This is a genomic window from Bacillus sp. z60-11 (genome assembly GCF_046464135.1).
Classification (GTDB): domain Bacteria; phylum Bacillota; class Bacilli; order Bacillales; family Bacillaceae; genus Bacillus; species Bacillus sonorensis_A.
This window is the reverse complement of the sequence record NZ_JBIYSN010000002.1, coordinates 79,512-102,287: the sequence shown is the minus strand read 5'-3', so window position 1 is coordinate 102,287 and position 22,776 is coordinate 79,512. Positions and strand designations below refer to the sequence as shown.

Here is a 22,776-nt window from a genome sequence, read left to right as displayed (position 1 = left end):
TACTAAGCTGTCGCCAAAAAGAGAAATTTTTACCGAAAGATGCATGTAATAGGAGGCCATAGGAGGCCTAGACCACTTGAAACAGCTTAGACATCTACACTTCCTGTTAGCAGCAATATGGATATCAGGTTTTGCCTTAAACCCGCCGGCAGCCGAAGCCTCGGAATGGATCGAGCCGATAAAAGGCGAGATCACCGACCCATTTGGTACAAGAGGCGGCAAGCATAAAGGACTGGACATCGCTGCTCCTGAAGGAGAAAGCGTTTTGGCAGCGGCAGATGGAACGATCAGCAAATCGTACAGATCCGATTCTTACGGCCAAGTGATTTTTATCAAACATGATAATGGGTATGAAACCGTATATGCCCATTTAAGCAAACGTCTGAAAAAGAAGAATGACCGCGTTGCAAAAGGTGAAGAAATCGGCATCATCGGCAATACCGGCATATCGACCGGAACCCACCTCCACTTTGAAATGCACCATGGTTCATGGACGGAAAATAAGAAAAATGCGATTAATCCGCTGGCGGTTTACCATGAACAGGCGTTTCAGCAAAATGCTGTTCATGTTCAGCAAGGGGATGCTGAGAAAGGTTGGGCCGTCACCGTGCAAAAAGGAGATACGTTGTGGCGGATCAGCAAAGAAAACGGGATATCTGTCGAGAAGCTAATGGAAATCAACGGCCTGGCCGATTCGCATCTCTACATTGGGCAGAAATTGCTTCTTCGCGAGACCACGGCCGTCATGCTGGTCAAAGCACTTACATCGTCCAAAAGGGAGACACGCTTGGTCAGATTGCTGATAAAATGGGTGTAACCGTCAGGAGGATTCAGGAGTGGAACGATTTGAAAGGGGATGAGATCTATCCCCGGCAGCCGCTTAAAATTATGGAAAGCTCCTGAAAAGAACGACATAAAAAAAGCGGAACTCGGGAAAGACACTTTCCTGAGTTCCGCTCACTGTTTACGGAAGGTCGATTACCTTAACAGAGACGATGCCTGCGATGTTTTTCAGCTCATCTAAAATCTCGTTTTCCAGATGACGGTCAAATGAAAGCATCATGATCGCTTCGCCGCCTTTTTCTTTTCGTCCGACCTGCATCGTTGCGATATTGACGTCGTGATCTCCGAGAATCGCACCTACATGACCGATCACCCCAGGTTTATCGTGATGGTGAATGTAGACGAGATGTCCGGCTGGAGAAAAGTCGATGCCAAAGCCGTTCAATGCGACAATGCGTCCGCCGAAATGAGGAATATATGTTGCTCTTAACGTAAATGTTGTGACATCGCCTGTCACTTTAACAGATATGCAATTTTCATATCCTGATTCATTGGAAGAAATCTTTTCGCTGAAGCTGATGCCGCGTTCTTTTGCAACGGTTCCGGCGTTGACTTCATTGACTGTAGCCGCTACGCGGGGCTTCAGGAATCCGGCCAAAAGGCTTTTCGTAATAAACGATGTTTCAAGCTTTGCGATGGAGCCTTCATAATCGATGGCCACATCTTGAACCGGTTCGTTCATGCACTGGGAAACGAGGCTTCCGATCGTATTGGCAAACTGATGATAAGGCTGGATTTTTTGGAAGGAATCCTTTGTCATGGCCGGAAGGTTGATCGCGGACATCACCGGATTTCCTTGTGCGTACTGGAGCACTTCTTCCGACACTTGTGCGGCTACATTCAGCTGCGCTTCTTTTGTGGAAGCTCCCAAATGCGGAGTCGCGATGACCAGCGGGTGATCGATCAGTTTTGAATCAACAGGAGGTTCGATTTCAAAGACGTCGAGAGCCGCCCCTGCGACATGTCCGCTTTCAAGCGCGTCAAGAAGGGCCGCTTCATCAATGATACCGCCCCGTGCACAGTTGACAAGACGCACGCCTTTTTTCGTCTTGGCGATGGTTTCCTTATTCAAAAGCCCCTTCGTTTCTTTCGTCAGCGGGGTGTGGACGGTAATGATATCCGCACAAGCCAGGACTTCCTCAAAGCTGTTCGCATTAACGCCGAGCTTGCTTGCTCTTTCCTGTGTCAAGAATGGATCAAATACATGAACCGTCATTCCGAATGCTCTGGCGCGGCTCGCAATCTCACTTCCGATGCGCCCCATTCCGACGATGCCCAGCGTTTTGCCGTAAAGCTCAGAACCGACATAGGCGGAACGGTTCCACTCCCGGGACTTAACAGAGATATTCGCCTGCGGAATATGCCTCATCAGCGCTGAAAACATAGCGAAAGTATGCTCAGCGGTTGAAATCGTGTTTCCGTTTGGCGCATTGACGACGATGACGCCGTGTTTTGTCGCCTCGTCAATATCGATGTTGTCTACGCCTACTCCTGCTCTGGCGACGATCTTCAATGAGGTCATCTTGCTAAACAGTTCTTCCGTTACTTTCGTGGCGCTTCTGACCAGCAGAGCGTCAAACGTATGCAGCTCGTCTTCCGCTTCAGTGACGTTTTTTTCAACAATTTCAATAAAATCTGCTTCCATTAATGGTTTAAGGCCGTCGCTTGACATTTTATCTGAGACCAATACTCGAAACATGTAAGATTTCCTCCTAAATAGACGTCATAAATATCTGATAATTTACCATATTCCATAAAAGGTGTCAATGAGTTTTCGGCAAAAGACGAAAATTAAAAATGAAAATACTGTGAATGTGCGGTTTTTGCACAAATGAGAGATAGCGCTTTCTTCATACGGCTCGCGTTGCGCCGAAAACTGCTGGTCCTATGAGCATCGATCTGTACATTTCTTCACAATTAATTTATAATAATATCAAAATTAAAAAATACAGATCAATCTTCGGGGCAGGGTGAAATTCCCTACCGGCGGTGATGAGTTTAAACGCTCTAAGCCCGCGAGCCTTTTTAAGGCAGGATTCGGTGCGATTCCGAAGCCGACAGTATAGTCTGGATGGGAGAAGATGGAGGTTCCGCGCGTTTTGAAATGAAATGCTTTCAAACGTTTATTCGACCTGTCTTAAAACCGCCCCGCTTTCGTTAAAAAGCGGGTTTTTTGTGTTTAGGCGGGGGAAGAACCATTCCTCTTTTCGTGAGATGTGATCGAAAAGGAGAGAGTGACAAAAAATGAAACACACCAGGGTGAGACGTCTCGTCTCCATCAGTATGCTGAGCAGCATTGCATTTATTTTAATGATGCTGAGCTTTCCGATTTTAGGCGCATTTCCATATTTAAAGATCGACTTCAGCGACATCCCTGCATTAATCGCTGTTATATTGTATGGTCCCGGGGCGGGAATTGCCGTTGAGGCGGTGAAAAATGTGCTGAATTACTTTATTGCGGGAAGTGCATCAGGTGTACCGATCGACCAGACGGCAAACTTTGTCGCCGGAGTCTTGTTTATCATGCCGGCCGCTTTGCTGCTGAAAAAAACAAATTCCGCCAAAGGATTTGTGACAGCTCTTTTTGCAGGGACAATTTTGATGGCACTTTCCATGAGCATCTTAAATTATGTCTTGTTTCTCCCTGCCTACACATGGTTCTTAAACGCTCCGGCTTTATCGGCAGGCGCGCTGAAGACAACGATACTGGCAGGCATTTTGCCTTTTAATATCATCAAGGGCCTTGCAGTGGCTTTAGTGTCCACCGCGATTTTCCTTCAGCTGAAGCCGTGGCTGAAAGAAAATGTGCGCATGGCCAAACAATTATAATTTAAAGAAGCCCGGCGCGGGAAACGCCGGGCTTTGCTTTAAAAATATCCGGCGGAAGGAGCGCCGGATATTTGTTTGCTCTATTCGTGTTTAAGCGGGTCGCCTTCAAACGGCTCATCCGCTACTTTAATTGAGTCAGTAGGGCAGCCTTCGAACGCGTCCATCATATCTTCTTCCAGGACATCAGGAACTTCGACGACACCTTGATTATCATCAAGCGTGACAAATGCGATTCCTTCATCATCATAGTCGTAAATATCAGGAGCCGCTGCACCGCAAGCACCGCATGCGATGCACGTATCTTTGTCTACAATTGTATATTTTGGCATGAATAAAAAACCTCCCAGATTGTTCTTCGGTGGAACAAATGGTTTAACCCTCTATCTATCCGATATGAAACCTATTCCCATTCCTTATTGTAATGGTGTTAATCTGACATTTCAACTCAAAAATACTGAGAATGCTTATCACATAAGGGTTCTACTGCTAACATACCCCTTTTAAATGAGTTTAAACATCGATTTCTCCGCAAAATCTGTTAAAATAAAAGAAGAAAAATCTCGAATGCTGTCCTAAAAGAATGCAGGTGATGCTATGTCGGTTCATTTTTTTGACGCCATTGTCCTCGACATCCTTTCGTCTATGAAAGGAGAGCGGTCGAAAAGCGCCGTGTTTCATTTATTAAAAGGGAAAAGATCGTCACAGACGATACAAGACGCCGGTTTGTTTGCCGTCTCAAAATATTTCGGATTTTGTCCATCCCTTTCGAGAGACCGGTTAAACGAAAGTGTTCAAAAATTGAACCGGGAATCGTTGATTGCCGACAAAACGGGAACTGACGCTTATACTGTCACTGAGAGCGGCGCGGATGAACTCGCCCGCTGCTTCAGCAACAATCCATGGCCGCCGCACTTTCACGGGGCATATTATCATGCGGCCGCCAAAATCATGTGGGCGAGGATGTCTCTATTAATCCAGGTGCTGTCAAACAGGCTTCACGGTGTGCGCGTTTATTTGCCGATCACAAAAGATTACCAGATTCAAAACTGGGTCAAGCGCTATTTGAAAAACCGCAATTCCGAAGAAACGGCCGCACGCCTTCACAAGGAACTGGAAGAAAGGCTTCAGGCATTGAACCATCACGAACAGGCTTCCGTTTTTGTGCATTCTTTGACATCGGCTCAAAAGGCCGGCTTTACTGTTAAACAGCTTGCGGAAAAGATGCATCGTGATGAATGGTACATATATGCGCTGTTTTGGGATGTGCTGCACTATTTTATTCAATCCGCCCAAAATGGTGAAAGTCCTGCTCTGCAATCGCTGATTCAAGACATCCCATTGAAAGATGCGCTGACACAATCGACGAGAAAAACGCTGTTTCTCGTGAAAGAAGGCAAATCCATCGATCGGATTGCGGAAATCCGGAAGCTGAAAAAGGCGACGATCGAGGATCATATCGTGGAAATCGCTATTCATGACCCGGCTTTTTCCATTGAAAGCTATGTCTCAAAAGAGGAGCAGAAAATCATTGCCGATTATGCACAAACCAATCAAACCAATAAAATCAGACATATTAAAGAAGGTCTTGGGGGCCGATTCAGCTATTTTAAAATCCGTCTGGCCCTGTCGAAAACGGTGAGCCGCCATGGATAAGCTGCATCAGGCCCTTCGCCGCCATTTCGGCTACAGCTCGTTCAAAAAGGGACAGGAAACGATCATCAAAAGCGTTCTGCAAGGGCGGGATACGGTAGCGATGCTTCCCACTGGAGGAGGGAAATCGCTGTGCTACCAGCTCCCCGGGTTTTTGGCGGATGGAATGGTGCTGATCGTTTCCCCGCTGCTTTCATTAATGGAAGATCAGGTGCAGCAGCTGAAGATGCGCGGCGAAAAAAGGACGGCCGCTTATAACAGCGCCTTGACCTATCAGGAAAAAGACTACATCTTAAGACAGCTTCACCGCCTGAAATTCCTTTATATTTCACCTGAAGCACTCCAGTCCGAGCAGATGATGAGCCGGCTTGAAGCCATGAATATCAGCCTTTTTGTCGTAGATGAAGCCCACTGTATTTCGCAATGGGGACACGATTTCAGGCCCGACTACTCGAAGCTTGGCGACATTAAAACGCGGCTGGGCCACCCGGTCACTCTGGCGCTTACAGCGACGGCTACTGAGGAAACATTAAAGGATATCTCCAGGATGCTCAAGACGACAAAAGCCCAATTTATCATTCATTCTGTGGACAGGCCGAATATCGCCCTCCATATTGAAAAGTTGCACGATGCAGCCGAGAAGGCGGAAAGGCTTGTTGAACTGGTGCGTAAATTGGAAGGGCCGGGCCTTATCTATTGTCCCACGAGAAAATGGGCTGAGGAGCTCGCTGACAGGCTGGCTGAAGAGACAGGGCTCAGGATGGGACATTATCACGGCGGCATGGATCCGGTAGACAGAATGCTCATCCAGCAGCAATTCATCCGCAATCAGCTTGATGCCGTCTGCTGTACAAACGCCTTTGGAATGGGGGTTGACAAGCCGGATGTCAGATACGTGATCCATTTCAGCCTCCCGCAGACCGCGGAAGCTTTTATGCAGGAAATCGGACGTGCGGGCCGCGACGGGAAAGAGAGCATCAGCATCCTCTTGAAAGCCCCGGGAGATGAAGGCATTCAAGAACAGCTGATTGAAACCGAATCTCTCAGCCAAAGCGAGATCGGCTTTTTATATGAAAAGCTTGCCGACCGGCAGGATGAACGTAGTTTGAGAGAAATCCTCGAACAATCGGGATTGACAGAAACGCAAGCCCGCCATTTCGCACACCTTTACGTTAAGGTTCGCCATTTAGGCGATGACGGCCGTAAGCTGATCCACCGGGAAATGGACAGGCGCAAACAGCTGAAATTAGAAAAGATGGCGGGTTTCGCAGCGATCACCGAAAACGAAGAATGCTTCCGCGAAAACCTGCTGGCTTATTTTAATGAAAAACGAAAGCCGCAAAAAACGGGTGATTCAGCCTGTTGTACATATTGCGGATTGGATCTTGCAGCATATGAAATTAAAGGAGATCGTCCATTGATGAATACATTAACAGCCTGGAATGTGGAATTGGATAGGATATTCGCAGCCAGCCGTGATCGGTTATGCTGAAAAAACAGAGCGACATCATCAGGCGGCTTTCAGACGGGGAAATGTTGAAGCAGCTCTATTTTTCGCAAATTTTGATGCTGGTGTTGGCCATGCTTTTTGGCGTCTTTTTATTTGCCGATGCCGGCGATTTTTTCTCGCTTTGGCAATTGTTCGACCTAAACATCCTGACTTTTGGGATTCCATTAGCGTTTTTCGTGATCCTGGCGGATCTTGCAGTGATGAAATGGGTTCCCCGGCATATGTATGACGATGAAGGGATTAATGAGAAGCTTTTTCGAAACCGGTCATATCCGCATATTCTGATCCTGACGCTGTTTATCGCGTTTACCGAGGAAATATTGTTCAGGGGCGTCATCCAGACTCATTTCGGCATTTGGACTGCAAGCATCATTTTTGCGATATTGCATTTTCGCTATCTGAAAAAATGGCTGCTTTTTGTCATGGTTGTTTCGATCAGCTTTTTGCTCGGACTGAGCTTTCAACAGACAGATAACTTATTCGTACCTGTCACGGCGCATTTTTTGATTGATGTTGTATTTGCGTGCCAGATTCGTTTTCTACATGTAAGGAGGAGTTCACATGGCGGAGATGTCCAGGATAGAGAGGAAAAGGAAGAAACAGGAGCAGGAGAAAGCCCGGGCTGACTTCAGCTGGGAGCCTCCGGCGGAGCCGGAGATCTCTGATGAGCTCCCATCCAGGCAGTCCTATCGTGAAAAAAAGAAACACAGCCGGAAAAAGAATAAAAACAGAAATCCTTTATTTACATCGCTTGCTGTCATGTTTTTTTTCATCCCGATCATCGTTTTTCTTGTGTTCATGTATATGCTGAACCAAAACGGTTCCGATCCTGAGCCCGGCCAGTATGATGATGTGTTTTATGAGAAATCGGGGGAGACAGGGATGCTCAATGAAAAACAAGACAGCGGCCAGTCGGCTGATCAAAAAGCAGACGCCCAGTCCGCTGCAGCTGCCTCCCAAGAAGAAAAACCGAAGGAAAGTGAAAAAGCCGAAAAGCAAGAGAAGCCAAAGCAAAAAGCTGAACAAAAGCCGGCCGAAAAAAAGGCTGCGCCTGAACCTGAAGAAAAAGAAACAGCCAAAACTTCGGAAAAGCGGGCGGCAGCAGAGAAAAACACAGCTAGATCAGAGCCGGCGCAAAAATCCCCCGAACCAAAGCCGAAAAAGGTGATTCAGCATACGGTCGCTGAAAAAGAAAACCTCTTCAGAATTTCCATGAAATATTATAAGGATCGGTCAGGAGAAGCAATCATTCGCAACTACAACGGATTATCCGGCAACGATGTCTATGTGGGACAGGTGCTGGATATCCCTTTTTATTAACCATGGCATGATCCCCGCGGCATCTTCATATACATTGTACTAACAAATAGGACAAGGTGTGAGGATCTGTGGGAAGCGCGCTTGATCAACTGGATCGTTTTACCGACGAACCTACAATACAAATGCTCCGCGGTTTGATTAAAAGGAAGCGAAAGTATGAAAACTACCGAAAGCAGACAATCAGATGGCAGGCAGCCGCCCTGATTTGCGCCGCTTCGTTTTGTTTGTTTCTTGCTGCGAAAGGACTGGGGCAAAACGGTTTTTTATCCGAGGTGCTCAATGATTCGATTTACCTGTTTTGGATCATGTCGGCCGCTTTCGCCTACAGCACCGCTTATTATTTCAAAAAGAAGGAAGATAAAGCGGAGGGGGAATTCCATAAGCTGAGATGCGAGATTATTCAGAAAAGCACGGATTTATGGCCTCAGCCTGACATGTGGAAATCAAGGGAAACGGTATTTAAGATCATGAAACAAGAGTATGACATCAACCTTTATTTCGAAAGCAAATAAAAGAAAGAAGACGTTTTCTTAAGAAGAGAAACGTCTTTTTTTATCAGAGCGTCTTATAGAAAAAGCCAAAATGAATGGAGAATCGGTATGATCTGTATACTCATCTTAATGGTTGCGTTGATTTGCGGCATCGCGTTTATTTGGAAAATGTCGGCCATCGCCAAAGAAGAGAGGATCGTCTCTTGTCTGTTTCCGATCGGGGGACTTAAAAAGCCGCTGAACATCTTTTTTATTTCGGACATTCACAGACGAACCGTCAGCAGTGAAATCATTGAAAAAGTGAAAGAGCAGAAGGTTAAGCTCGTGTTCATCGGCGGCGACCTGGCGGAAGAGGGCGTTTCATTTCAGGCGATTGAAGACAATATCAAAAGGCTTTCAAGCCTTGGAAAAACGTATTTTGTGTGGGGAAACAATGATTATGAAGTCGATCAGGAGAGGCTGTCCGCTATTTTTGAGAAGTATGGTGTCACGGCCTTGCGCAATGAATCGGTTTTATACGATCATGACGTTGAAGTCATCAATATTTGCGGAGTCGACGATATCAGGCTTGAATTGGATGATTATCAGGAGGCGGTGCGCCGCATCCAAAAGGAGGCTCCGACCCTTTTATTATCACATAATCCGGCGATTCATCATCAAATACAGGAGACCGACGGAATTGACGCCGTATTCAGCGGACATACACACGGCGGGCAAATTCGCATCGGCAGGCTGGGCTTTTATGAAAAAGGGGGAACGGGAACCGTTCACAAAGCATATTACCTGATCAGCAACGGCTATGGGACGACTAAGCTTCCGTTAAGGCTCGGGGCGCGACCTGAAACCCATCTCATCAAGCTCGTACCAAAACATAAATAAGCATTTTTCAGTGAAAACGGACGAAAAGACGGCGTAGTGCTTGTCTTCCACCCAAACACAGTGTAAACTGGTATCAAAATTAAGAACCTATGACTCATCATCTCCATATAATAAGATATATGATGTGTGCAAGAAGAGGCAGGAGGGAACGTTATGCGGCTTGAGCGTCTAAATTACAATAAGATCAAGATTTTTCTGACACTTGATGATCTGACAGACCGGGGGCTGACGAAAGAAGACCTTTGGAAGGACTCATTTAAAGTTCAGCAGCTGTTTAAAGACATGATGAACGAAGCGAATACAGAGCTCGGGTTTGAAGCGAATGGCCCAATTGCTGTGGAAGTGTATTCTCTTCAGGCACAAGGAATGGTCATCATTGTCACCAAAAATCAAGAAACAGATGAAGATGATAATGAGTATGATGAGGATTATATCGAAATGCAGGTCAAGCTTGGCGAAAGTGTTGACATTATATATGAATTCCAAACGTTTGAGCATCTGATCGAGCTGTCTAAAAACCTCGACCGGATCGGAATCCAAGGCGGCACGGTGTATCACTATGAAAACAGATACTTCCTGAGCCTCGACGATTTCGACTCCCGTTCCGTCGACGGCGTGATCTCAATCCTTGCCGAATATGGAAGCCCGACAACTTTAACCATTTACAGGCTTCAGGAATACGGGAATAAAATCATGGAAAACAACGCCGTCCAGACCATTCAGACATACTTTAAATAGACCGCATTTACAAAAGTTTTTCTGCTGTGTTAAACAGCAGTTTTTTTCTGCCGAAAATAAGAATATAACAAATAAGATTTTTCTCGAATATTTTCACGAAAAATGGTTGATTGTTCTTTGCATCATTAGTGCGAGGGTGTATACTATTCTCTGAAAGGACAACATGCCAGAAAGACTTTAGGAGGTTAACTGAAAATGGTAGCCGATCAAAACACCGGTCATACTGAAGAAAATACACTCGACGTTTTGAAATCAACGCAAACGGTGATACATAAGGCGCTTGAAAAATTAGGGTATCCGGAAGAAGTGTATGAATTATTAAAAGAACCGATTCGTTTTTTAACGGTGAAAATTCCGGTTCGCATGGATGATGGGTCTGTTAAAATTTTTACGGGATACCGCGCTCAGCACAATGATGCAGTAGGGCCGACAAAAGGCGGCATCCGTTTCCATCCGGGAGTTACAGAAAATGAAGTTAAAGCGCTTTCTATATGGATGAGTCTGAAATGCGGCATCATCGACCTTCCATATGGAGGCGGAAAGGGCGGGATCATTTGTGATCCGCGGGATATGTCCTTTCCTGAACTGGAACGTCTAAGCAGAGGCTATGTTCGGGCGATCAGCCAAATTGTCGGACCGACAAAAGACGTACCGGCTCCCGATGTATTTACTAATTCTCAAATCATGGCATGGATGATGGACGAATATTCAAGAATCGATGAATTCAACTCTCCGGGTTTCATTACCGGAAAACCGCTCGTTTTAGGTGGTTCTCACGGCAGAGAATCTGCGACAGCAAAAGGGGTTACAATCTGCATTAAAGAAGCGGCGAAGAAAAAGGACATCGAAATAGAAGGGGCTGCTGTCGTCGTGCAGGGGTTCGGAAATGCGGGAAGCTACCTGGCGAAATTCATGTATGATGCAGGGGCGAAAGTCGTCGGAATTTCCGATGCATACGGCGGTCTGTACGATCCGGACGGACTTGACATCGATTATCTCCTTGACCGCCGTGACAGCTTTGGAACCGTCACAAAGCTGTTCAATGACACGATTACAAATCAGGAGCTGCTTGAACTGGAGTGCGACATTTTAGTGCCGGCAGCGATTGAAAATCAAATTACGGCGGAAAATGCGCACAACATCAAAGCGAAAATCGTTGTAGAAGCCGCCAATGGGCCGACAACGCTTGAAGCGACGAAAATCCTTTCCGACCGCGATATTTTGCTTGTGCCTGATGTGCTGGCAAGCGCGGGCGGTGTGACGGTTTCCTACTTTGAATGGGTGCAGAACAATCAGGGCTTCTACTGGACGGAAGAAGAAGTGGAAGAAAGATTGGAAAAAATGATGGTGAAGTCATTTAATAATATTTATGAAATGTCCCACAACCGCAGAATCGACATGCGGCTGGCCGCCTACATGGTGGGCGTCCGCAAGATGGCGGAAGCATCCAGGTTCAGAGGCTGGATTTAAGCATAGCATTTGCAACAAGTCAAAAAATCTCCTATCCTAAAATAGGAGATTTTTTGTTTTTCGGATATGACAGGAGATGAACGGAACATGAAAGAAGAAAAAGTGATCATTATCGGCGGCGGCCCCTGCGGGCTTTCTGCAGCCATCCACATGCAAGAGATCGGGGTGGACGCTCTCATCATTGAAAAGGGAAATGTTGTAAACAGTATTTATCAATATCCTACACACCAGACCTTTTTCAGTTCGAGCGAAAAGCTGGAGATTGGCGATGTGGCATTTATCACCGAGAATCACAAGCCGGTCAGAAACCAGGCGCTGTCTTATTACAGAGAAGTCGCGAAACGGAAAAAATTGAGAATTAACGCTTTTGAAAAGGTTCATTCCGTAACGAAAACCGAAAAGAACCAGTTTAAAGTAGAAACGTCCAAAGACACTTATTTGGCCTCTTTTTGCATCATTGCGACCGGGTACTACGACAATCCGAACTATATGAATGTACCGGGTGAGGATCTTCCGAAGGTTTTTCATTATTTCAAAGAAGCCCATCCATATTTTGATAAAGATGTAGCGGTCATCGGCGGGAAAAATTCGAGTGTTGACGCTGCGATGGAGCTTGTGAAAGCAGGCGCGAGGGTTACGGTTTTATACAGGGGAAAAGAGTATTCTTCAAGCATCAAACCGTGGATTCTTCCGGAATTTGTCTCCCTTGTCAAACACGGAAAAATCCGGATGGAGTTCCGTGCGGTCGTCAAAGAAATTACGGAGGACCGGCTGATTTTTACGGTTGACGGGCAGGAGGAGAGCATCAAAAACGATTTCGTATTCGCGATGACTGGCTATCATCCCGACCACAGCTTCCTGCAAAAAATGGGCGTTCAGATCGATGCTGAAACAGGCCGTCCGTTTTTCAATGAAGACACAATGGAAACGAATGAGGATGGCATTTTTATAGCGGGTGTGATCGCAGCGGGCAACAATGCCAATGAAATTTTCATTGAAAACGGCCGCTTTCACGGCGGTTTAATCGCCGCTGAAATCGCCAAACGGATCTAAATTTCCCGCTTCATGATGTGTAATGCGGAAAGAAGAGCACATTCTATACATAGATGTGCTCTTTTTTATCGGCACACAGATCATGACGAAAAGGGGCGGCACGAGATGAAAAACAAAGTAGCTCTCATCACAACAGGCGGAACGATCGCAAGCAGAAAAACCGAAAGCGGAAGACTTGCTGCGGGAGCTATCAGCGGGACGGAGCTGGCCAAAATCTGCAACCTTCCTGAAGATGTTGAGATTGATGTGTTCCCGGCATTTCAGCTTCCAAGCATGCATATCACCTTTCGGCATCTTTTGGAGCTTAAACACGCGGTCGAACAGGCTTTTCAGGACCCGACTTATAACGGAGCCGTTGTCACGCACGGGACAGACTCGCTTGAAGAATCGGCGTATTTTTTAGATTTAACAATCCAGGATGACCGGCCTGTCGTTGTCACAGGCTCGCAGCGCGCTCCCGAGCAGCAGGGAAGTGACGCCTATTCAAACATCAGGCACGCCGTCTATACGGCATGCAGCAAGGAACTCATGGGAGCCGGCACGGTTGTTGTATTTAACGAAAGAATATTTAATGCGCGCTATGTCAAAAAAGTCCATGCCTCCAATCTGCAGGGCTTTGACGTTTTTGGCTTTGGCTATCTGGGGATCATTGACAATGATAAAGTGTATGTTTATCAAAAACCATTAAGACGGGACGTTCATCAACTGAAAAAGCCTCTCCCGGAAGTGGATATTATCAAATGCTATCTCGATGCAGACGGAAAATTTGTCCGCGCTGCTGTAAATGAAGGCGCTAGCGGCATCGTGCTGGAGGGGGTCGGAAGGGGACAGGTGACCCCGAAGATGATGGCGGATATTGAGGATGCGCTAAAAAGGGGTGTATATATCGTCATCACGACAAGCGCTGAGGAAGGCGAAGTTTATACCACTTATGACTATGCCGGCAGCTGCTATGATTTGGTAAAGAAAGGCGTCATATTAGGCAAAGATTACGACAGCAAAAAAGCGAGGATGAAATTGGCGGTTCTGCTTGCCAGCTATGAGAGCGGCATAAAGGAAAAGTTCTGCTACTAACGGAGCGTCTTTTTCAATTTCAAAACCTTCCGAATCATGATAGGATAGAATCAGATGAAAAGGAAAGAGGTTTCCTCATGTTCGGAATTATCTCCGCAGGCATAGCTCCCGGAATCGCATTGTTAATGTATTTTTACTTAAAGGAAAAATATGAATCAGAGCCCATTCATATGGTGATCCGCCTCTTTATACTGGGGGTTTTGCTCGTTTTTCCGACAATGTTTATACAGTATGTTTTGGAAAAAGAACACATTTCCGAGGGCAGCTTTCTGATTTCGTTTTTATCTTCCGGATTTTTAGAGGAATTTTTAAAGTGGTTTTTGCTGATGATCAGCATTTTTCAGCATGCCGACTTTGATGAACATTATGACGGAATCGTTTACGGGACAAGCCTTTCATTGGGGTTTGCCACGCTGGAAAATATTTTATACCTCATCGGAAACGGGGTGGAGCACGCATTCATGCGCGCTTTGCTCCCTGTCTCAAGCCATGCCTTATTCGGCGTGATCATGGGTTTTTATATCGGCAAAGCCCGTTTTTCAACCCGGAAAACGATGAGGAAATGGCTTTTGCTCTCGCTCCTGATCCCGGCCGTTTTGCACGGCCTTTATGACTATATTCTTCTTGCCTTGAACAACTGGATTTATTTTATACTGCCGTTTATGGCTTTTCTCTGGTGGTTCGGTTTGCGGAAAGCAAAAAAAGCCCGCTCAGTCAATGCCGGAGAACAGCCGCTGCAGTTCTAGCCGTTCGTCAACCGGTTCAGTGCTGATATTTGTTGACAGGTGTGCTGAGAAACGGCGGCTGATGGCTCAGGACGTCCTTCCTGAACAGCCGCGTCCTCACACCGCTGAAAGTCCGCGAAAGGACGACAAAAATTCGACAGCCGCCAATGAGGCGGCTTTTTTTATTGGCTGAAATCGCGTTCCTGCCATTTTTTTGCCGCGGATGAAACAGAAAGGAAAGCGTGTATAAAATCTGCCTCTCTACAAAAGATATGGATACAAAAATGCTGGAGGAGGCTTAAAACATGAAGTCGAAAGGTTCTTTTTGTTTAAGAGTCATGTTTTGTACCATTATGGCCATCAGTCTTTCACTTCCATTCAGTCAAAAAAGCTCCGCCTTTTCTGATCAGGTGATACAGCGGGGGGCAACGGGGGATGATGTGATTGAACTGCAGGCAAGACTTCAATATAACAGCTATTATAATGGCAAAATTGACGGAGTTTATGGATGGGCGACATACTGGGCCGTCCGCAATTTTCAACATCAGTTTGGATTAAATGAGACTGACGGTCTCGTCGGTCCGAAAACGAAACGATATTTGATCAATCATACGAAATATTACAAAGACTATGTTCACAGACAGCTAAGAAAAGGCAATCAATTCACACATTACGGCGGTATGCCGCTGAAGTATCAGACGAAGCCTTCGAAAGAGGTGCAGCGTCAGGCGAGACAGAAGGCGGAAGCCAGACAGCGCCAAAAGGGCGCTCCAAAGCAGGATACCGCGCAGCAACAGCAGCAGGCAGCTCCTCAACAGCCGAAAAAGCAGGCTAAGCCGAAGGATGCTGCACCTAAGAAACAAGATGCCGTGGCTGCCAACATGCCGGGCGGTTTTTCAAACAATGACATCAACCTCTTGGCCCAGGCGGTTTACGGAGAAGCGCGCGGGGAGCCGTATGACGGCCAGGTTGCGATTGCGGCTGTCATCTTAAACAGGCTTGAAAGCTCCACTTTTCCAAATACAGTTGCCGGCGTTATTTTTGAGCCGCTGGCATTTACCGCTGTGGCTGACGGGCAAATTTATATGACGCCGAATGAAACGGCGAAAAAAGCCGTGCTTGATGCCATCAACGGATGGGACCCTTCGGAAAACGCTTTGTACTATTTTAATCCCGATACGGCCACAAGCTCATGGATATGGGGAAGACCTCAAATCAAAAGAATCGGCAAACACATTTTCTGTGAATAAAAGCGAGGTGTTATCAATTGATCAGAGGAATATTAATCGCCGTTTTAGGAATCGCCATTGTCGGAACAAGCTATTGGGGCTATAAAGAACATCAGGAAAAAGATGCGGTGCTCCTGCACGCAGAAAACAATTATCAGCGGGCGTTCCACGATTTAACCTATCAGGTGGACCAGCTCCATGATAAAATCGGCAGCACGCTTGCCATGAACAGCAAAAAAACGCTGTCTCCCGCTTTGGCGGAAGTGTGGAAAACGACGTCTGAAGCGCACAACAATGTCAGCCAGCTGCCGCTGACGTTAATGCCTTTTAACAAAACGGAAGAGTTTTTGGCAAACGTCGGGGATTTCAGCTATAAAGCAGCGGTGCGGGACCTTGATAAAGAGCCGCTGAGCAAAAAGGAGTACGCCTCTTTAAACAAGCTTTATGAAAATGCAAAGGATATACAAAATGAGCTGCGCAATGTCCAGCATTTGGTCATTGACAATAATTTAAGATGGATGGACGTCGAGCTTGCGCTGGCATCAGGGCAAAAGCAGAGCGACAACACGATTATCAACGGCTTTAAAACGGTGGAAAAAAGCGCAAGCGCCATTTCGGAAAGCGATTTTGGCGCGGGCACAAAGACGAGCATGAAAAAAGAGCAGCAGGGATACGGTCATTTAGAGGGTGAAAAAATAACCGAAAAAGAAGCGCGCAAAATTGCCCAAAAGTTCGCCCCGGATAAAAACCATAATATCAAAGTGGCAAAAAGCGGGAAGAAAACGAACAGGGATGTCTACAGCATCAGCATGAAAGACCCTGACCAAAAAGCTGATATTTATATGGATATTACAGAAAAAGGCGGATATCCGGTTTATCTCATCCAAAATAAACAGATCAAAGACGAAAAAATCAGTTTGAATGATGCATCAAACCGGGCGCTTCAGTTTTTGAAAAAGAACGGCTATAACGTCGGCGAACTGGAAATGGATGAAAGCTCGCAATATGACGGTATCGGCGTCTTTTCATTCGTCCCGGTCCAGGATGATGTATGGCTTTATCCGGACAGCATCCGGATCAAAGTCGCTCTTGATGACGGTGAAATCGTCGGCTTTAACGCCAAGGATTTTCTCACGGCTCATAAAAAAAGAGATCTGCCGAAGCCTAAATTGACGCCGGAAAAAGCGAAAGCGAACCTCAACCCGAATGTGAAGGTTCAGGAAACGCGCCTCGCACTGATTACAAACGACCTTTCTCAGGAAGTGTTATGCTATGAAATACTCGGTACGATCGAAAATGACACCTTCCGAATGTTCATCAACGCCGATGACGGCAGCGAAGAGAAAATCGAAAAAATGAAAAGTGCGGAACCAATCTACAAGGATCTTTAAACAAAAAGGAAAAGGCGCTCATCTGCCTTTTCCTTTTTGGCATGTGGAATAATTAAACCCGAACATTTCCATACTGATGGTATGGAAAGCGGCTTCATCTGCCGTTTCCTGAAAAATGGCGCGATCCGGTGTTTTCCGGACGTCTCCACGGAGGAATCATTATGAAGACAATTGAGCGTATACTGCTGAAAATTCTCATCGTGCAAGGCCTGATTTTATTATGTGTCCAGCTTCTTTTTCATTTTTCAAAAGCCGAGCCTTATCTGTCAAAAGTCGTGCAGTATGAAGGTGTCAACAAAATGAAAATCGGCGAATGGATCGAGACATTTAAACCGTAAATCACATGAAAATCTCCCCTTTTTCACCTAGAACATGATACAATCCTATAAGGAGTACCAGAGAGCAAGGAGAGGAATTATGGAAAAGAAATTATGTATCGCAATCGACGGCCCGGCCGCTGCCGGAAAAAGCACAGTGGCGAAAATCGTGGCTAAAAAAAAGGGCTATGTTTATATTGATACGGGCGCTATGTACCGGGCCATCACGTATTTAGCGCTCGAAAAGGGCGTCGATCTGACAGATGAAGCCTCGCTGACGGCTTTATTGAAAGGCGCCGTCATCGATCTCTCGGTTACAAAAGAAGGGGAGCAGAAGGTATATATCGCAGGCGAGGATGTAACGGAAGCCATCCGAACGGACGATGTAAGCAATCAAGTGTCGATCGTCGCCAAACACGGGGGCATTCGCGAAGAGATGACAAAAAGGCAGAAGCAGCTTGCCGAAAAAGGCGGAGTCGTAATGGACGGCCGTGACATCGGCACACATGTGCTTCCGGATGCGGAAGTGAAAATCTTTCTCTTGGCGTCCGTTGAAGAGCGGGCGAAACGCCGCTTTGAAGAAAACGTCAAAAAAGGGTACAATGTAAACTATGAAACGCTTGCAGAAGAAATCAGACGCCGCGACAAGCTGGATTCCGAGCGTGAGATTTCCCCTTTAAGAAAAGCGGAAGACGCGCTTGAAATCGATACGACATCATTGTCCATTGATGAGGTGGCTGAAAAAATTTTGCAAATTGTAGACAAAAAGGCTCAAAAATAAAAATTCCGGGCAAATTACTTATTGTCTACATGTTTTGACTTGACAAACACAGGCTTTTATTAGAAGTTAGTAATAATAAATCATTTTATAGAACATTCAAATATCCATTTTTGAATGGTTCTTGAATACATATTCGGCTGTCCGGACTGGGTGTTGCATCCGGTTCGGAATAACCGTTTTCACAAAAGCTGTGTAGGTTTGGACCAAGGAGGTTATTGAAATGACAGAGGAAATGAATCAAATTGATGTTCAGGTGCCAGAGGTTGGAGATGTGGTGAAAGGTATTGTAACGAAAGTTGAGGACAAGCATGTTGATGTTGACATCCCCAACTGCAAGCAAACCGGTATTATCCCAATCAGTGAATTATCAAGTCTCCATGTTGAAAAAGCGTCAGATGTCGTGAATATCGACGATGAGCTTGAATTAAAAGTAACAAAAGTGGAAGACGATGCATTGATTTTATCAAAACGTGCTGTTGATGCAGACCGCGCTTGGGAAGACCTAGAGAAAAAATTTGAGTCAAAAGAAGTGTTTGAAGCCGAAGTCAAAGACGTCGTCAAAGGCGGTCTTGTGGTCGATATAGGCGTGCGCGGATTTATCCCTGCGTCACTTGTCGAAGCACACTTTGTTGAAGATTTTGCAGATTATAAAGGAAAGACGCTTACATTAATCGTCGTTGAGCTTGACAGAGATAAAAACCGCGTGATTTTATCCCACCGCGCGGTTGTTGAAAAAGAGCAGTCCGAAAGAAAGCAGGAATTCCTGCAGACATTGGAAGCCGGACAGGTTATTGAGGGCAAGGTGCAGCGTTTGACCGATTTCGGAGCATTCGTTGATATCGGCGGCATTGACGGCCTCGTCCACATTTCCCAGCTTTCCCATTCACACGTTGAGAAACCGTCAGACGTTGTTGAAGAAGGCCAGGAAGTCAAAGTCAAGGTCCTCTCAGTTGACCGCGACAATGAAAGAATTTCATTATCGATCAAAGAGACGCTTCCTGGACCATGGGCGAACATCGGCGAAAAAGTGAAGCCTGGAGACGTCCTTGACGGTAAAGTGCAGCGTTTGGTAAGCTTTGGTGCTTTTGTCGAAGTGCTTCCTGGGGTTGAAGGACTTGTTCACATCTCCCAAATCTCAAATAAACACATCGGAACACCTCACGAAGTGCTTGAAGAAGGCCAGGACGTGAAGGTTAAAGTTCTCGATGTCAATGAAGCCGAAGAACGGATTTCTTTAAGCATGAAAGAGCTTGAAGAAAACAATGAAAAAGCTGAACAGGAAGATTACCGCCAATATCAGGCGAAGGAAGAATCGACAGGATTCCAGCTTGGTGAAATGATTGGAGATAAACTGAATAAATTAAAGTAATTTGGTGATAATGGTGACGCGAGCCGAGAGAAAAAAGGAACACATTGAACACGCCTTGTCCACCGGACAAAAACGCGAGACAGGGTTTGATGATATTACATTTGTTCACGTCAGCCTTCCGGAAACGGCATTGTCACAAGTTGATACTTCAACAAAAATAGGCGAACTGTTCTTAAGTTCGCCTATTTTTATCAATGCAATGACCGGCGGAGGGGGACGAGCAACGCTTGAGATTAACAAAGCGCTGGCGAGAGCGGCCAAAGCCGTGAACATACCCGTTGCCGTAGGATCGCAAATGTCCGCTTTAAAAGACCCTGATGAACGGCCCTCTTATGAAATTGTCCGTAAAGAAAACCGGAATGGGCTTGTGTTCGCCAATTTAGGAAGCGAAGCGACGGTTGATGAGGCAAAAAGAGCCGTTGATATGATTGAAGCAGACATGCTCCAAATTCATCTCAATGTCATTCAGGAAATGGTCATGCCTGAAGGGGACCGCGATTTCACCGGCAGACTGCGCCAGATCGAGGACATTTGCCGCAAAGTCTCTGTGCCCGTTTCTGTGAAAGAAGTGGGCTTTGGCATGAGCAGGGACACCGCTGCCAAACTGTTTGAAGCAGGGGTGCAAGCGGTGGATGTCGGCGGTTTTGGCGGAACGAATTTTTCAAAAATCGAGAATCTGCGCAGGGACAAAGCGGTCAGGTTTTTCAATCAATGGGGCATATCGACAGCTGCAAGTGTAGCCGAGGTCTGCTCTGCCTTCAGGAATCGTCCGGTTATCGCCTCAGGGGGGATTCAGGATGCTCTTGATCTGGCAAAGTCGATTGCTTTAGGAGCGTCTGCTGCAGGCATGGCCGGCTATTTTCTTAAGGTGCTGACAGAATCAGGCGAAGACGCTTTAGTCGAGGAAATCACAAGCCTGATCGAAGATTTGAAAAGGATCATGACCGTTTTGGGCTGTCAGACCATTGAAGAACTCAAAAAAGCTCCTCTCGTCATAAAAGGGGAGACATATCATTGGCTGAAAGCAAGAGGTATTGATCCTTCCGCTTACAGTTTGCGTTAAAAAAACCGGCTTGGTTAACCAAGCCGGTTTTTTTATGGGTTTCGCCTGCGTGCTTCTTCAGCGCTTTCGAGAGAGGTCGCTCCGTTATGCCTGATGGACTGATCCCGGTCAGACTCGGTGCGCCTGTCTTTTCTCAATTTCTTTTCCTGCCTGTCTTTTCCCATTCCTGCTCCCCTCCTTTACACAGGTTTAAAATTCGGTCAGCCGCTCCATACTGAAATATGGAGGATGGAAAAATGGAACAATTTTATTACTTTTGGTCAATGTGGTTTTTGTGGGTTTTGACAACGTTTATCCTAAAGAAAAACAGGAGCCGTTTATTTGCTTCGGCATTTATTTTGCTCAACATTATTTTAAGTATGTATCAGCTGCACTTCTCCTTGTCTTTTAATGCGGCGTATCTGCTTTTTTTTACAGGCGCTTTGATCATGGGCGGCTATCAGTCGATTCACAAAAGCATCAAGCGCCTGTTTCTCCATCTTGCAATGGTGTTTGCCTACGGCTTTTTGTTTCTTTTTGCATTATATGATCCGGTTTGGTTTATCCTAAAGCCTGAATGGCTGATCATCGTATTGTTTATGATCATGACGGCGGCTTTTGAAAAAAGCTTCGCCAGCCGCCTGGCGCTGTTTGTACTTGGCATGTGCCAGGGGGAGCTTTTGTACTCGCTTATCATCAGAAAGCTTTACGGGGACATCGTTGTCGGCGGATATACCTGGCTGTCCATGTGCTCAGCCGGCATCGTTCTCGTGTATGGGATTTCCCAATATGAGCGGCTTGTCCAACAGATTCATCAAAAATGGAAGCGATTGAATAAAGGAGCAACAAAAATGTCATGACTCATTATACTTATCCGATTATCTTGGGAATAACAGCAGGTATTGGCGTCAGAGTGTATATGCTGAGGACCGATTATCGCCAGTATCCCACCTATCTTCACGGGAAAACGATCCATATCGCACTGGCGATGATCGCTGCAAGCATCGGAGCGATCATCATACCGTCCATATTAAAGTCCGATTATACAGCGATCACCTTTTTAACGCTGGCTGCCACCCAATTCAGGGATGTCCGCAATATGGAAAGGGAAACTTTGACACAGCTTGACGGCTATGAGCTCGTTTCAAGAGGGAGCACATACATCGAAGGGATTGCGATAGCCTTTGAAAGCCGGAACTATATCGTCATTTTCACATCGCTTTTAACGACTTTGGCCTATATCCTTTTTTCTTCCGTATGGGCAGGGCTTGCGGTTGTCGTGATCTGTTTTATCGCCGGGAGAATTTTAATGTCCGGCAGTTTTATTAAGCACATTGCCGATATAGAGTATCAAAAGCCGCATTTTGAGGGCGCAGGCTTGTATGTCGACGATATTTACATCATGAACATCGGTATTCCCGAAAAGCAAAAGTTGATCCTTGAACATGGCATGGGCTTCATATTGAAGCCGAAAAATTTTAATTCAGCGGTGACGCTCGCCAATCTCGGCCAAAGGCAGGCGATATTATTCGATGTCTCAAATGTACTCGGCGTCTACAGGGATTCAGGGGAACCGTCGCTCACCCCTTTAGCGAAAAGGGATTTAAATGACGGGCGAGTCGCAGTATTTGTCCTTCCGACCATCAGGGATAAGGATATGGCCATCAAAGTGATCGGAGATGTCCCAACGCTTGAAAATGCCATTCGGGTGCCGATGGAATTTATAAAAGAAAAGCACGGTAAGGTGATAAAATGAGCGAGTCGATCGAAAAATTTATTTTGGCAGTCGTCACAACAAGGCGAGATCGGGTGATTGGAGGCACAGCCGTGTTTTTTTGCGACAACAAGGAGGAAATGGATACCTATGCCAAAAACCTTGAGGCCATTCTCGACGGAATCGCCCATGGGATAGGGGATGATCTGTATTTGATTGTGAAACATTTTTGATTAGAGTTGTGATCTCTTTAGAAATTGATATAATATATGAGTTAAGCCCTTCTGCATGAACAAAGAAGGGTTTCTTTCTTCACGATGATTATTTGACAATGCTCCTGAAGAGAATTGA

The 22,776-nt window shown here is 46.0% G+C and carries 25 protein-coding genes and 1 riboswitch; of the genes, 22 read left to right on the top strand and 3 right to left on the bottom strand.

Annotation, left to right across the window (positions count from 1 at the left end):
* Positions 1 to 76: 76 nt before the first annotated feature.
* A complete protein-coding gene (locus ACINLD_RS07190; protein WP_256860384.1) occupies positions 77 to 817 on the top strand; it encodes a peptidoglycan DD-metalloendopeptidase family protein in 741 nt (246 codons plus the stop codon).
* A gap of 147 nt (positions 818 to 964) precedes the next feature.
* Here the strand turns inward: ACINLD_RS07190 and serA are convergent, their stop codons facing one another.
* Positions 965 to 2,542 carry a phosphoglycerate dehydrogenase gene (serA, locus tag ACINLD_RS07185; RefSeq protein WP_026587651.1) on the bottom strand — a complete coding sequence of 526 codons (1,578 nt, stop codon included), beginning with the start codon at positions 2,540 to 2,542 and terminating at the stop codon, positions 965 to 967.
* 253 nt (positions 2,543 to 2,795) lie between these two features.
* Positions 2,796 to 2,930, top strand: a riboswitch (FMN riboswitch).
* 157 nt (positions 2,931 to 3,087) lie between these two features.
* Here serA and ACINLD_RS07180 point away from each other — a divergent pair.
* On the top strand, positions 3,088 to 3,672 hold the full coding sequence (locus ACINLD_RS07180) for an ECF transporter S component (RefSeq protein WP_026587650.1): 585 nt from the start codon (positions 3,088 to 3,090) through the stop codon (positions 3,670 to 3,672).
* Positions 3,673 to 3,752: 80 nt separating this feature from the next.
* Here the strand turns inward: ACINLD_RS07180 and ACINLD_RS07175 are convergent, their stop codons facing one another.
* Complete coding sequence (locus ACINLD_RS07175) at positions 3,753 to 4,001, bottom strand: ferredoxin (protein ID WP_003183064.1); 249 nt, start codon at positions 3,999 to 4,001, stop codon at positions 3,753 to 3,755.
* A gap of 265 nt (positions 4,002 to 4,266) precedes the next feature.
* Here ACINLD_RS07175 and ACINLD_RS07170 point away from each other — a divergent pair, with 265 nt between their 5' ends.
* The 17 genes from ACINLD_RS07170 to fni all read left to right on the top strand — a co-directional run bounded on the left by ACINLD_RS07170 (position 4,267) and on the right by fni (position 20,732).
* Positions 4,267 to 5,325, top strand: coding sequence for a helix-turn-helix domain-containing protein (locus ACINLD_RS07170; protein WP_077736570.1), 1,059 nt, complete (start codon positions 4,267 to 4,269; stop codon positions 5,323 to 5,325).
* Entirely contained in the window at positions 5,318 to 6,814 is a 1,497-nt protein-coding gene (locus tag ACINLD_RS07165) for a RecQ family ATP-dependent DNA helicase (protein ID WP_026587648.1), read from the top strand. Before ACINLD_RS07170 ends, ACINLD_RS07165 begins: the two co-directional genes overlap by 8 nt.
* Positions 6,808 to 7,458: a CPBP family intramembrane glutamic endopeptidase gene (locus ACINLD_RS07160; protein WP_026587647.1), complete on the top strand. Its 651-nt coding sequence runs from the start codon at positions 6,808 to 6,810 to the stop codon at positions 7,456 to 7,458. The genes ACINLD_RS07165 and ACINLD_RS07160 overlap by 7 nt, the downstream gene beginning before the upstream one ends.
* The gene (locus ACINLD_RS07155) at positions 7,394 to 8,152 is read left to right on the top strand and encodes a LysM peptidoglycan-binding domain-containing protein (protein WP_026587646.1); all 759 of its coding nucleotides are present in this window, start codon (positions 7,394 to 7,396) and stop codon (positions 8,150 to 8,152) included. Before ACINLD_RS07160 ends, ACINLD_RS07155 begins: the two co-directional genes overlap by 65 nt.
* Positions 8,153 to 8,274: 122 nt before the next feature.
* Positions 8,275 to 8,664 (top strand): YpbF family protein, encoded by a 390-nt coding sequence (locus tag ACINLD_RS07150; RefSeq protein ID WP_077737215.1) that lies wholly within the window; start codon positions 8,275 to 8,277, stop codon positions 8,662 to 8,664.
* 87 nt (positions 8,665 to 8,751) lie between these two features.
* Positions 8,752 to 9,522: a metallophosphoesterase gene (locus ACINLD_RS07145; protein ID WP_077736571.1), complete on the top strand. Its 771-nt coding sequence runs from the start codon at positions 8,752 to 8,754 to the stop codon at positions 9,520 to 9,522.
* A 153-nt stretch (positions 9,523 to 9,675) separates the two neighbouring features.
* Positions 9,676 to 10,260: a genetic competence negative regulator gene (locus ACINLD_RS07140; protein ID WP_026587643.1), complete on the top strand. Its 585-nt coding sequence runs from the start codon at positions 9,676 to 9,678 to the stop codon at positions 10,258 to 10,260.
* 195 nt (positions 10,261 to 10,455) lie between these two features.
* Positions 10,456 to 11,730 carry a Glu/Leu/Phe/Val family dehydrogenase gene (locus tag ACINLD_RS07135; RefSeq protein WP_026587642.1) on the top strand — a complete coding sequence of 425 codons (1,275 nt, stop codon included), beginning with the start codon at positions 10,456 to 10,458 and terminating at the stop codon, positions 11,728 to 11,730.
* Between the two features lie 87 nt (positions 11,731 to 11,817).
* Positions 11,818 to 12,783, top strand: a complete 966-nt coding sequence (locus ACINLD_RS07130; protein ID WP_026587641.1) for a YpdA family putative bacillithiol disulfide reductase — start codon at positions 11,818 to 11,820, stop codon at positions 12,781 to 12,783.
* A 105-nt stretch (positions 12,784 to 12,888) separates the two neighbouring features.
* The gene (locus tag ACINLD_RS07125) at positions 12,889 to 13,857 is read left to right on the top strand and encodes an asparaginase (protein WP_026587640.1); all 969 of its coding nucleotides are present in this window, start codon (positions 12,889 to 12,891) and stop codon (positions 13,855 to 13,857) included.
* Positions 13,858 to 13,934: 77 nt separating this feature from the next.
* A complete protein-coding gene (prsW, locus tag ACINLD_RS07120; RefSeq protein WP_026587639.1) occupies positions 13,935 to 14,603 on the top strand; it encodes a glutamic-type intramembrane protease PrsW in 669 nt (222 codons plus the stop codon).
* 317 nt (positions 14,604 to 14,920) lie between these two features.
* Positions 14,921 to 15,832, top strand: coding sequence for a spore cortex-lytic enzyme (gene sleB / locus ACINLD_RS07115; RefSeq protein WP_372709714.1), 912 nt, complete (start codon positions 14,921 to 14,923; stop codon positions 15,830 to 15,832).
* Positions 15,833 to 15,849: 17 nt separating this feature from the next.
* Positions 15,850 to 17,202: a germination protein YpeB gene (ypeB, locus tag ACINLD_RS07110; RefSeq protein ID WP_077736572.1), complete on the top strand. Its 1,353-nt coding sequence runs from the start codon at positions 15,850 to 15,852 to the stop codon at positions 17,200 to 17,202.
* 161 nt (positions 17,203 to 17,363) lie between these two features.
* Complete coding sequence (locus tag ACINLD_RS07105) at positions 17,364 to 17,540, top strand: YpfB family protein (protein WP_163170561.1); 177 nt, start codon at positions 17,364 to 17,366, stop codon at positions 17,538 to 17,540.
* A 79-nt stretch (positions 17,541 to 17,619) separates the two neighbouring features.
* On the top strand, positions 17,620 to 18,300 hold the full coding sequence (gene cmk / locus ACINLD_RS07100; protein ID WP_077736573.1) for a (d)CMP kinase: 681 nt from the start codon (positions 17,620 to 17,622) through the stop codon (positions 18,298 to 18,300).
* A 220-nt stretch (positions 18,301 to 18,520) separates the two neighbouring features.
* Complete coding sequence (rpsA, locus tag ACINLD_RS07095) at positions 18,521 to 19,669, top strand: 30S ribosomal protein S1 (protein WP_026587635.1); 1,149 nt, start codon at positions 18,521 to 18,523, stop codon at positions 19,667 to 19,669.
* A gap of 13 nt (positions 19,670 to 19,682) precedes the next feature.
* Positions 19,683 to 20,732 (top strand): type 2 isopentenyl-diphosphate Delta-isomerase, encoded by a 1,050-nt coding sequence (gene fni / locus ACINLD_RS07090; protein ID WP_026587634.1) that lies wholly within the window; start codon positions 19,683 to 19,685, stop codon positions 20,730 to 20,732.
* Positions 20,733 to 20,764: 32 nt separating this feature from the next.
* Here fni and ACINLD_RS07085 read toward each other — a convergent pair whose 3' ends face one another.
* The gene (locus ACINLD_RS07085; protein WP_077736575.1) at positions 20,765 to 20,896 is read right to left on the bottom strand and encodes a YpzI family protein; all 132 of its coding nucleotides are present in this window, start codon (positions 20,894 to 20,896) and stop codon (positions 20,765 to 20,767) included.
* A gap of 72 nt (positions 20,897 to 20,968) precedes the next feature.
* Between ACINLD_RS07085 and ACINLD_RS07080 the strand changes: the two genes are divergently transcribed.
* Genes ACINLD_RS07080 through ACINLD_RS07070 form a run of 3 tightly spaced genes read left to right on the top strand, consistent with a single transcriptional unit; the run spans position 20,969 to position 22,658 of the window.
* Complete coding sequence (locus ACINLD_RS07080; RefSeq protein ID WP_026587633.1) at positions 20,969 to 21,571, top strand: hypothetical protein; 603 nt, start codon at positions 20,969 to 20,971, stop codon at positions 21,569 to 21,571.
* Positions 21,568 to 22,467 carry a YIEGIA family protein gene (locus tag ACINLD_RS07075; RefSeq protein WP_026587632.1) on the top strand — a complete coding sequence of 300 codons (900 nt, stop codon included), beginning with the start codon at positions 21,568 to 21,570 and terminating at the stop codon, positions 22,465 to 22,467. The genes ACINLD_RS07080 and ACINLD_RS07075 overlap by 4 nt, the downstream gene beginning before the upstream one ends.
* Entirely contained in the window at positions 22,464 to 22,658 is a 195-nt protein-coding gene (locus ACINLD_RS07070; RefSeq protein ID WP_026587631.1) for a capping complex subunit for YIEGIA, read from the top strand. Before ACINLD_RS07075 ends, ACINLD_RS07070 begins: the two co-directional genes overlap by 4 nt.
* The last annotated feature ends 118 nt before the right edge of the window (positions 22,659 to 22,776 follow it).